We start from the raw sequence: 11175 nt of genomic DNA on the forward strand, positions 1-11175 counted from the left end.
ATAAGGTGATATAATGAGTAATAAAGTTGAAATTTTAATGCATCCGGTAAGAATGAAAATTTGCCAAGTGTTAATGAGAAATAAAGAAGATGGGTTAACACCATTAGAAATGGTAAAAATCATTAAAAATGTACCACAAGCAACACTATATAGACAGCTACAAACTATGGTTGATTCAGGTATCGTTCATGTAATTAAAGAAAAAAAGGTAAAATCTGTTTCTGAAAAATATTACGCAATCAATGAAGAAGATGCAAAAATTGAAGGAAGTGAATGGAAAGGATTATCTGATGATGAAAAGTTAAACTACATTTCCTATTATCAGTTATCACTTATGACACAATATCAAAGTTACCTTAAGAAATTAGAGGAACAAAACAGTCAAGAAGATAAGGCTACTTTTTCTGTAGTAGAATTAAAGCTAGATGAGGAACACTTTGAAAAATTTCAAAACGAACTTAACGAATTAATGATTAAATACTACAATAACCAAAGTAAAGATGACGAAATAGAGGCTCCGATTCGGACCGTTGCTATTACAATTATTCCAGAAACTTAAATTTAATCGATATAAAAATGCAAATCAATAATCTTAACTAAATCCTGAAAACAGGATACTTCTCAAAACATCTAAACCATCTGCTTCCTATATTCTCTTTAGGAGCTAGGTGGTTTAATTTTTCTTGAATTCGCACACAAATGTAGTAATGAATGTATTATTTTTGTTATCTTTTATAAGTAGAAAGCTTCATCTTTTTAATGAAGCTTTCTATCACTTTATTAAAAAGATAATAAATTAATCGTTTCCTTTAAAACACTTCCCTTACAAAGATTGTCTGTTCATATTGGTCGAAAATTTCTTCTATAGATGAAAATAAAGTTTCTTCCGGGATGATGAACTTTATTTTTTGACCATTTTGCAACAGTTGCTTTGAAGCAAGCTAGTAACCTTTCTCTATACTATCCCTATAAGTGCTACCCCATTTCCAACCGTTTTCTTCTAGTATATTAAAAGCAGAATCTGATACAAGGCTCTATATCAACCTATCAATAAATTACCACTCTATAAATATCTGAATTTTCTTTGCATTAAAGGTTATCTCCCAAACAACCTCGAATAATTTTAATACATATACATAAGGAGGTTGATCTATTTTGTTTCGTTCCTTTACAAATGGTTGCGTCGCCTTAGTGCAACGCTTCTTGCCAGAACCGTTTATTTTATCATGTTTACTAACTGTTTTCGTTATCTTCTTTGGTATGTTTGCGACTCACCAAACACCTGTAGAAATGATTAATCACTGGGGTAATGGAATTTGGGGACTCCTTGCCTTTTCTATGCAAATGGCACTTGTACTCGTGACTGGATCTGCTTTAGCAAATGCTCCTCTTATTAAAAAAGGATTAACGAAAGCTGCCAGACTACCAAAAACGAATGGCCAAGGCATTATTGCCATTTCAATTGTAAGTTTACTTGGTGCATACATAAACTGGGGCTTTGGAATTATTGTATCTGTTTTATACGCAAAAGAAGTGGCAAGGCAACTGGACGGATTAGATTATAGACTAGCAATTGCCTCTTCTTACTCTGGATTTCTCATTTGGCATGCCGGTCTTTCTGCCTCTATCCCTCTTACGTTAGCAACAGGCGGTGAAACGTTAATTAAAACGACTGCTGGAAGTATTAAAGAGGCGATTCCGATAACAGAAACGTTATTCTCACCATACGCTCTCGTTCCAGTTATTATTTTTCTCGTTACGATGCCTCTCATTAATAAAGCGATGCATCCAGATGAAAAACATACGATAACTGTAGATCCTAGCGTGTTCCATGAAGAAGCTACTGCTCAAGAAGTAGAAAATAATACGTTCGCTGAAAAGATGGAAAATAGCATTATTATTACACTTTGCGTTGGATTGTTAGGTCTCATTTATATTTTCAATTACTTTTATACGAAAGGTTTTAACCTTACTCTCGATATCGTGATTTTTATGTTATTAATTGCAGGTCTTATTTTCCACCGTACTCCGATTCAGTATATTCGCGCTTTTTCAGACTCTACGAAAAGTGCTTCTGGCATTTTACTTCAATTTCCGTTTTACGCAGGAATTATGGGCATGATGATTGGAGTAAATAGTGAAGGACTTTCACTTGGAGGAGCTATTTCTAATTTCTTTATTAGCATTTCAAATGAAACGACTTTTCCGCTCTTTACATTTTTAAGTGCTGGCATCGTTAATATTTTCGTTCCATCTGGTGGCGGTCAATGGGCCGTGCAAGCACCAATTATGATTCCAGCTGGCGCTGAACTTGGTGTACCTGCTGCAAAAACTGCAATGGCCATTGCGTGGGGCGATGCTTGGACGAATTTAATTCAACCTTTCTGGGCATTACCAGCATTAGCGATAGCTGGTTTAGGTGCTCGTGATATTATGGGATTTTGCGTTGTGAACTTAATATATGCAGGTTTTATCATTAGTCTATGCTTCTTATTTATTTAAACGAAAAGCTAGTTTTATACTAGCTTTTTTACATAATAAATCATTTATTTCCCATGCAATTTATAACTGTATTCCACTCTATGTCCTTAAGATGTAATGACTCAAATGCAAAAAAATCTTCGCAAATTTTTCCAATCAGGTGTGGATGTTCCCTCAAAAAATTCCACTGTAATACTTTAGGAAGAAAATGCATTTCATATTCTTTACTTCCCCGTACTACCTCATCAACTTCTCTTTCACAAATTCCCCTTATTAAATAATCATTTCTTAACTCTATTTGAATTTGTTGAAATGTATCGCTGCATTTTTTCAATTGAAGTAAACACGTAATATACTTCCGAAAAAGTTCGTTATCATACTGACAACAGTTTATAATACGATCGACTTCATTCATAATGTACGAGCCTTTTCTTCTATTTGTAATAACCATTTTTCGCGCTTTGATACTTTACTCGTTTTCACAGATTGAAAAACTGACCGTTTTATATCACGAATGCCACAAAAACGTAAAACACCTCTCTTCATCATAATCCAATCTGCTGATCGATATAACAATGCGACGTACCATAGAGGCGAGTCTAACGTATTAATAACCCACGTTTTTTTCCTTTGCAATAATCCTTTCGGCAGAGCCCCTTCATATTTATAAGCAAATCCAGCTACGAAAATACGGTCAATAAAACCTTTTAAAATAGCTGGCATCCCCCACCACCATATCGGATATATAAAGAGAAGTGTATCTGCTTCTTCCACTAATTTTCTATACCGCGCTGTCTCTTCTTCATTTATTAAATCACGTCTTTTCTTCTCTTCATTGAATACAAGTACCGGATCAAATTGTTCCTTGTATAAATCAAGCAACGTAACCGAATGATTTGTTTCCTGTAGCCCTTTTTGCACATGCTCTAAAATTGCCCCGTTAAAACTTGAAGGATTAGGATGAGCGTATATAATCAGTACGTTCACTACAAAACAACTCCCTCTATCGTTAAAGTTACCCCTTCTTTAATAACTTCTCTACAATTTGTACGTTTTTCGAACTTTGCAACAGTCGATTTAATACAGTAAGTAACTCTTCTTTTTCTAAATCTTTCAGTTTCTCTTTAACTGCACTCTCACCAGCACCTTGAATATCATAAACAACTGCCGCCATATGTTTACAATAATTTTCATACGGACATTCGCAACTACTTTTTGAAAAATCTTCGAGATCGATAACTACTTCATAATTCCCTGCATTTCCAGTAACGAAAGCAAACACTTTTTTATCTTGTATTTCAACATCTTCTACATGTCCATCTTCATAATATTCATATCCCTTATCTACAATGTACTTTGGGATCCATTTCGTTATATCTTTTAATAAGTAAGCGTACATAATTGTACCCCTTCCTTTAATTCCCTTTTGACTTCAAAAATCCTGCATGTTATTCTAATTACTGTTAAGTAGCAAGTCTACGTGACAAAACGACTGACACCTATTCGGCGAAGGTGTCTCTTTTCATTTGCAGCCGATACGAATTGCCTCTTTCAGGCACATTCAATTTTTGACACTACACACTCAACACCATTCCCTGTATCAGGCTGCTTAAGCAGTCTTTTACTCTACATACTCCGTTATTTTAAAAAAAAGAGAGCTTAGCTCCCTTTTCTCGCCTTATAAAATACCCCTTTTTCAGTATAGAGATATTCATCAGCTAATGTAATTTTCCCATCCAGTTTCAGTTCATCTAATAGTCTTGATAAATAAAATTGATGTAACATCTTTTTCGTGAATTTTCCTTCATGATGCGAAACGATATGTTCTTGAATATCTAACAATGATATTGGCTTATCTTGCTCTATCATATATTCATAAACTGTACTACGCAGTTTTACGTATTTTTCGAGTGTCACAGCAATGCGCAACCCCTTTCTTCTTAATATAAATTTTCGTAATCGGTTTTTTTGCAACAAAAAAACCTCTCCGATAAGAAGAAGTTACGTATATATCTTCGTCTTATCTCCCAGAACAAATATGTTCTGCTGGAATTAGCACCTGCATCGCGGTTGCTGGGTTTCATCGGGCCAGTCCCTCCACCTCTCTGGATAAGAAAATATTCACTTAATTCTTACTATACGTAATTTCATTTTAATTGTCAAACAAATATAACAAATAATATTTTCTTCTTTACTGTTCATACTATACATATATGAATATGCAAGGAGGATTATGAAATGCATCAAAATGCTCGCGGATATGTACAAGATTCTTTTCAATCATTACAAGAAGCAAAACATTGTTTAGAAGAAGCACTACAGACTGTTGAAAAAGATTTTAATCGCGCTCGTATTGAGCAATCCCTTTATGCGATCGAACAAGCTATTCAACGCAGCGATTACACCGTTCACATTTTAGAACAAGATTGAAAAAACTTCCCATCATAAGGTGGGAAGTTTTTTCAAATGGCATACTTCATAATTATTGCCGTTATGATTAAAAAATATACAGAATTCACAATTTCTAAAATCCCTACTTTTATAATAGAAATTTTTTTGCCATACAATATAATGGCTCGAATGACACTTGGTATAAAAATAAGGGAGCACCACGGATTAATTGCAAATACAATGATTGTTAATAGAATATGATAACCCCAAGATATAAAACGATACTTCGGATTATTTTTCTCACGTATCATCGTTTTCACATAAAACGTACTACCTAAAAAGTATAAGAATGAAATAAGTGCAATGAATAATGCTGTATGATCGATTTGTTTCATTGAAAAATAATAACTAATTAACCCACCAACACAAAACACAATGATCGCACAAATATCATTTAATAGTGCTCTTTCATTTTTTTGACGAGCGTAATACATATTCACTATAAATAATGGAATCATTACTATTACGAATAAAAGAATTCGCCACTCATATAATAAAGAAATCATCCCAAATAGGAACGCGATAGTAAAGTAAACAATAGCAGCATGTAAAAATTCTTTTTTTCTTCTTTGCTTTATGTACGTAAGAAATGGATACGTGGCTAAATAGATAAAGAACCATGCTATAAACAATGGAATATGATAAATAGTAGGTTTCCCAAGTATGATACTTAATAGAAAAGGTATAACAAGCATAGCCCATGCACCATGTTGCTTCGGAATAACTAACTTCATTAACTATACACCTCCCTTTTGAAAAGAGTTCTCACGTACTATTATACAAATAATTTTATATAATAGCGGATGCATATTGAATCTATTTTTTGACAAAAAAATGCTCCTTACAATATGTAAGAAGCATGAAAGAGGCAAACGAATATGTAAGTCGCGACCCTACCTTATATGAGTATGCTTTTCTATGCTATGTTATGCTTATCTAATATACCGTATTTCTTTTTAAATCTTGTGAGAATCGTAATCCAAGACGTACTAAATAGTAGTAAGAAAATAACATTCGAAATCGCATGACTTAAATCAAAGTAAAAACTTGCGATGTAATACGAAATGACAGTTTCCCACGTTGCTTCTCGTATAAAACCGAGAAGGCCCCAGAAATTCATAATCCAACCAAATAAAAAACCAACAATTACTCCGTAAAGAAGTCTCCCCCATAGCTTTTTCATTAAAAATGTATTACGCAATAATCCAGCTATAAAACCAATCATACCCCATGAAAACATTTGCCACGGCGTCCACGGACCTTGCCCTAAAAAGATGTTAGACACAATCGCTGCTGTTGCACCGATCATAAAACCCGCTTCACTTCCAAACACAATTGCAGAAACGATAATAACAAAAGAAGTTGGTTGTACACTCGGTAAAATAGAAAATGGTACGCGGCTAACTGCTGCAATTGCCGCTAATACAGCGACGAGAACAATTTCACGTGAAACAAACGCCTTCCTTTCAAAACGAATATAGAAAGGTAACATAATAACAACTAATAAAAACAAACTACTTAACATGTAATAACCGTCCATAATAAGTGTAGTAAAGAGTAATGTGCCTATTATTACTGCAAAAATACCTATTATGAATGCAACATATCGTTTGGACACGCTTCGTACACATCCTCCCACGTTAATGCATATGGCAATTCTTTTCGAATGAATCGATTAATAGATGTTGTATAAAAGAAGTTACCACTAAAAAATTCTTTCGGTGCATCATTCATAATAACTGCTCCATCAAATAACATCATACATTGATCCACGTATTTCGCTGCAAACTCAATGTCATGCGTTGCCATTACAATTGTTGTACCTTCTTTTTGCAGCTCCCTAAATAGTTCTCCTACTCTTTCTTTCTTCCATGGATCTAACCCCTTTGTCGGTTCATCAAGTAATAATAAAGTTGGCTTTGATAATAATGTCGTACATAACGCAAGTAATTGTTGCTCTCCTCCGCTACAATCGTGCGGATGGCGTTCTTTAAGCGAGTACAACCAAAACTGTTTTAGCGTATCTTCTGCTATTTCTTTTCCTTGTTCTCCGTATAATTCACGTGCACGTTCATACACCTCATCCCACACTGTATCAAATGTAAAATGATAATATGGATGCTGCGATACATACCCAATACTTTTAAACCGTTCTTTCGAATCAATTTTATGTATCACTTTCCCATTCCACTTTACTTTCCCTCTTCTCACTTTTTGCAAACCAGCTAAAAGCGTTAACAGTGTAGACTTCCCTGTCCCATTCTTTCCAACGAGCGCTACCCATTTTCCTTTTTCAATCGAAACTGATAAATCACGTAAAATAAGCGGACTATTTTTTTCGTACTGGAACGAAATATGCTCTGCGCTTAAAATTACCTCTTGCTTTTCACTTTGTGCTATTAGCTCATTTACATATGATATCGCTGAAAAATTATTCATTTTCATTTGCGCCTCTCGCACCGTAAACGGAATATCTCTCACATTCCACTCTAAAAATAGCCTTGGAATTTGCGGAATAAATGGACGGAATGTTTCTACTCCCCACATATTCGTAATAACAGTTTTAGGACTACCATCATACATAATACAGCCATTATCCATACAAACAACGCGTGTTGCAAGCGGGATAACTTCATCTAAACGATGTTCACTTAAAATAATCGTAATTCCAAGTTCTTCATTAATCCGTTTTAATAATCCTAAAAACTCTTTTGCAGCAATTGGATCTAACTGCGCTGTCGGTTCATCTAATAATAGCAATTTCGGCTGCATAACTAATACCGCAGCTAAATTAACAAGTTGCTTTTGCCCACCAGATAACGTGTGAACAGATTGATGCAATAAATCTTGAAATCCTAAAAAGCTAATAAGCTCTGCTATTCGTTTTTGAATAATATGTGATGGTAACCCAATATTTTCTAAAGAAAATGCTAATTCTTGAATAACTGTATCCATTACGAGTTGATTTTCTGGATTTTGAAATACCATACCAATTTCTTGAGCAGATAACAAATCAGGTACATTTTCTAATAAAGTACCATCATAATATGTATCCCCAGTACGCTTACCAATTGGAAGTAATTCTTTTTTAAAATGTTTTAATAAAGTCGTCTTCCCGGATCCTGATCCGCCGGCAAGTGCAATAAACTCTCCTTTTTGAACAGAAAGAGAAATATGCTGTAACGCTTTTTCGTTTTCATCAGCATATACAAATGATAAATTGTTTATTTCTGCATGCGCCACCATAACCATTCCCTTCCTTCCATTATAATTGGTAAACTAATAAACATCGTAAATACGATAAACATCATCCCATCGTATTGCTGAAATAAAATAGATTCGACTTTCGGATAAATGATTAACTTTCCTCCGCCATACGTACTACATATGATAGCAATTATAAATAGAATACTTAAATAACTGAGCGTATACCAATCTCGTTTTTCCATTCTATAGCGAATATATGTCGTACGTTTCGTTACACCAAATCCACGAGCTTGCATAGAATCTGCCGTTTGCAGTGCATCTTCCAATGAACAAATTAATAATACTTGCAGCAATTGCATACCATTTTTGACGCGTTCAATTATCGAACCTGAATCTACCTGCACACCTTTCGTCTTTTGAACGAGTGTGATTTTCTTTAATCGCCTTATAAACAAAGGAACAAATCTCACTGTAATCATCGTTAACAATGCAACTTTCGGTGAAATTCTTGAAAACAAATATAAAAATTTATGACTGGAAATAATATCATTGTATGACGCAAACGTAAACATAACTGCAACTAGTAATAACCCCATTACTATTCCAAACATAATCGCCTCAAGCTTAATACGGCTATCACCTAACCAAAACAACGTAGTTCGACCTCTATGCGTTAATAACGAATTAAATAAAATTACCATAAAAAAGAAAACAATTGTGCTCGGTAGCATCTTTCTTATCTTTTCGCTATTTCCTTGCATCACATTTAACATAATAATTAATACTATTGCTCCAATTAAAAAAAGAGGGTGAAGACACATCATACATAGTATCATCACCCCGATATAATAGAAAAAATTCACAAAAGGATGTAAAGAAGAAAAACTTATTTTCATAGCCCTTTACCGAATGCCTTTCTTATTGTAATACGTATACCCACTCAATTGTATCTCCTGGTTTTACCGTAGCTACACCAGCACTATGGTTTGGAAAAGCACCGTTCACACGATATTTCCAACCACTAGTATCCGAAATATCTTTTTCATATAAATCATTAATACCTTTTACATAAATACTATCTCTAGATCCGCTTGCATCAACATCTAATCCTGTACGTTGCAATACTTTATACACTGTATCGCCTTCTTGTACATCCATCTTTTTCGCACCCATTATATATCCGTTATTTCCTTTTACCGAGATTGTTACTTGTTTTGCTTGTGGTTTCGGTACTGGTACTGGATCTGGTTTTGGTGGTTCAGGTTTTGGTACTGCCGGAGTCGGTATCGTTTTCTCCGCTTTATTCGGATCAACTTTTTGCTCCTGCTTCGGTGTTTCTTTCGGCTGATTCACAACCTTTGCTTCTTCTTTTACTTCTGGTGCTTTCGGTTGTTGTTTCTCTTCTTGTGCTTGTTGCTGCTCTGGTTGCTTATTTACAGCCGGCTGTTCTTTCGGTTGTTCCTGTTGTTTCTCTTCTTTCTTTACCTCTGGTTGTGCCTGCGGCTTTTCCTCTTTCGGCTTCTCTTCTACTTTTTGTTCTTGTTTCTCTTTCTGCTCTTCTTGCTGCTTTTGCTCTGATTCAGCTTGCTTTTCTTCTGTTTTTTCTTCCGGCTTCGCTTCATCTTTTTGTTCTTCTTGTTTCGCTACCTCTTCTTGCTTCGGTTCTACCTTCTTCTCAGGCTTTACAGCTGCCTCTTCACATCCGGCAAGTAGCCCGAGCGAAAGCAGTAAAGAAATGAACCATTTCACCTTACTCATCCTATCTCTCACCTTTCATACGAAAATTAGGAGCAAATAATTGCTCCTAATTTTTTGTTAAGCTGCTTTACGTCTCCATAATACATATGCAGAAGCAATACATAATACACCCATACCTACTTCTGTTGCTGCACTATGAGAAGATGCTCCTGTTTTTGGTAGACTGTTACCGTTTCCGATTTTTTTATTCTTAACCGGTTCGTTATCTACAACTACTTTTAGATTTTCATCTTTTGTTTCTTGTTGTACTTGGTTTTGTTCTTTCGGTTCTTCAGTAACTTCTTTTTCTACTACATTATTTTCTGGTTCAACGACCTTTTCTGGCTCTTCAATCGGTTTTGGCTTAATTACATCACCAGCGTCTACATTAGACCAATCATAAATAGATTTTCCCATTTCTTTAAATTGAAGTAATGCTAAAAGAGCCTGTTCTGTAGCCATTCCGTTACCATTTTGATCACTTGGTAACCATTTAAATTCACCATTTGAAAGTTGATATGATAATAGGTTTTGCATTGCCTTATGAAGACGATTTTGATCTACATCTTTAACAAGTGATAATCCAATAATTGCTTGCGCAGTACTATTTGAATTTTCTTGTCCATCAGCTGAAAAACCGCCATTTTGCAGCTGTTCGTTATATAAATACGCAACAGCTTTTTGTATAGCTGGTTTCACATCTGATCGCTCTTGATAAGGAGCTAATGCTGATAAAACCATACCTGTTACATCAACGCTACTAGCACTATCTTTACTACCTGAACTATTATAAGTCCATCCACCGTCTGTATGCTGATTATTTAACAGTGCTTCCACTAGAGCAACTCTGTTCCATTTTGATTCAACTGGAATCTCATACTTCTTCGTATCAAATGCAAGTAAAGCAAATGCATAACCTGTAACAGAATTCACTTTATCTGACTCATACAATTTTTGAACTAAATTATGTCCACCTACATTTTTAGGGTCTGCACTCATTGCATTCATCATAATAATTGTTCTAGCTAAATCTGTCGCTGAAAAACGATTAATGCGCTTTTCTACTTTTTCAGTTACTGACTTAACATAATTTAATTTTGCCTCAATTGGCACATTCTTTCCAGAACGAGAAAGCGCTACAGCTACCCAATCACTTTCAATTCCATCTTGTAACATCTTGTCAGATGTTTTTGAGATTGCTTCCTCTAATTGCTTCGCTGGAATTTGAACATTCTCTTGCTTTGGTTGTTCTGGTTTTTTACCATTTTCACCTTCTGGTTTTGGCTCGACTGTCGGTTT

General features: G+C 34.9%; 13 protein-coding genes and 1 riboswitch. Of the genes, 3 read left to right on the forward strand and 10 right to left on the reverse strand.

Translation table 11 applies throughout. From position 1 onward, the window contains the following. Positions 1-13 precede the first annotated feature (13 nt). Both BUA87_RS08025 and BUA87_RS08030 read left to right on the forward strand, forming a co-directional pair. Positions 14-559 carry a transcriptional regulator gene (locus tag BUA87_RS08025; protein WP_000066851.1) on the forward strand — a complete coding sequence of 182 codons (546 nt, stop codon included), beginning with the start codon at positions 14-16 and terminating at the stop codon, positions 557-559. Positions 560-1155: 596 nt separating this feature from the next. Next, the gene (locus BUA87_RS08030) at positions 1156-2502 is read left to right on the forward strand and encodes a short-chain fatty acid transporter (protein WP_072939065.1); all 1347 of its coding nucleotides are present in this window, start codon (positions 1156-1158) and stop codon (positions 2500-2502) included. Between the two features lie 40 nt (positions 2503-2542). On the opposite strand, the gene BUA87_RS31700 is transcribed toward BUA87_RS08030, so the two are convergent. The 4 genes from BUA87_RS31700 to BUA87_RS08050 form a co-directional block, all read right to left on the reverse strand. Further along, positions 2543-2896 carry a hypothetical protein gene (locus BUA87_RS31700; RefSeq protein ID WP_001006466.1) on the reverse strand — a complete coding sequence of 118 codons (354 nt, stop codon included), beginning with the start codon at positions 2894-2896 and terminating at the stop codon, positions 2543-2545. Further along, a complete protein-coding gene (locus BUA87_RS08040; RefSeq protein ID WP_072939069.1) occupies positions 2893-3468 on the reverse strand; it encodes an NAD(P)H-dependent oxidoreductase in 576 nt (191 codons plus the stop codon). Before BUA87_RS08040 ends, BUA87_RS31700 begins: the two co-directional genes overlap by 4 nt. A 28-nt stretch (positions 3469-3496) precedes the next feature. Further along, on the reverse strand, positions 3497-3880 hold the full coding sequence (locus tag BUA87_RS08045) for an SWIM zinc finger family protein (RefSeq protein ID WP_000271532.1): 384 nt from the start codon (positions 3878-3880) through the stop codon (positions 3497-3499). Between the two features lie 260 nt (positions 3881-4140). Then, a complete protein-coding gene (locus BUA87_RS08050; RefSeq protein ID WP_002094089.1) occupies positions 4141-4458 on the reverse strand; it encodes a hypothetical protein in 318 nt (105 codons plus the stop codon). 40 nt (positions 4459-4498) lie between these two features. Next, positions 4499-4597, reverse strand: a riboswitch (SAM riboswitch). A gap of 122 nt (positions 4598-4719) precedes the next feature. Between BUA87_RS08050 and BUA87_RS08055 the strand changes: the two genes are divergently transcribed. Further along, positions 4720-4911, forward strand: coding sequence for a hypothetical protein (locus tag BUA87_RS08055; protein WP_072939072.1), 192 nt, complete (start codon positions 4720-4722; stop codon positions 4909-4911). 32 nt (positions 4912-4943) lie between these two features. On the opposite strand, the gene BUA87_RS08060 is transcribed toward BUA87_RS08055, so the two are convergent. The 6 genes from BUA87_RS08060 to BUA87_RS08085 form a co-directional block, all read right to left on the reverse strand. Next, positions 4944-5666: a YwiC-like family protein gene (locus BUA87_RS08060; protein ID WP_072939075.1), complete on the reverse strand. Its 723-nt coding sequence runs from the start codon at positions 5664-5666 to the stop codon at positions 4944-4946. Between the two features lie 182 nt (positions 5667-5848). Next, complete coding sequence (locus BUA87_RS08065) at positions 5849-6550, reverse strand: ECF transporter S component (RefSeq protein WP_071714306.1); 702 nt, start codon at positions 6548-6550, stop codon at positions 5849-5851. Beyond that, positions 6523-8184, reverse strand: coding sequence for an ABC transporter ATP-binding protein (locus tag BUA87_RS08070; protein WP_016512560.1), 1662 nt, complete (start codon positions 8182-8184; stop codon positions 6523-6525). The genes BUA87_RS08065 and BUA87_RS08070 overlap by 28 nt, the downstream gene beginning before the upstream one ends. Beyond that, entirely contained in the window at positions 8157-9035 is an 879-nt protein-coding gene (locus tag BUA87_RS08075) for an energy-coupling factor transporter transmembrane component T (protein WP_015055161.1), read from the reverse strand. The genes BUA87_RS08070 and BUA87_RS08075 overlap by 28 nt, the downstream gene beginning before the upstream one ends. Positions 9036-9057: 22 nt before the next feature. Continuing rightward, positions 9058-9897, reverse strand: a complete 840-nt coding sequence (locus BUA87_RS08080) for a DUF4430 domain-containing protein (RefSeq protein WP_072939079.1) — start codon at positions 9895-9897, stop codon at positions 9058-9060. A gap of 57 nt (positions 9898-9954) precedes the next feature. Then, positions 9955-11175, reverse strand: a 1221-nt coding sequence (locus tag BUA87_RS08085; protein WP_256678938.1) for a prenyltransferase/squalene oxidase repeat-containing protein, incomplete at its 5' end; no start/stop codon positions are given.

The sequence above is a fragment of the Bacillus sp. bc15 genome (assembly GCF_900142585.1).
GTDB lineage: Bacteria > Bacillota > Bacilli > Bacillales > Bacillaceae_G > Bacillus_A > Bacillus_A cereus.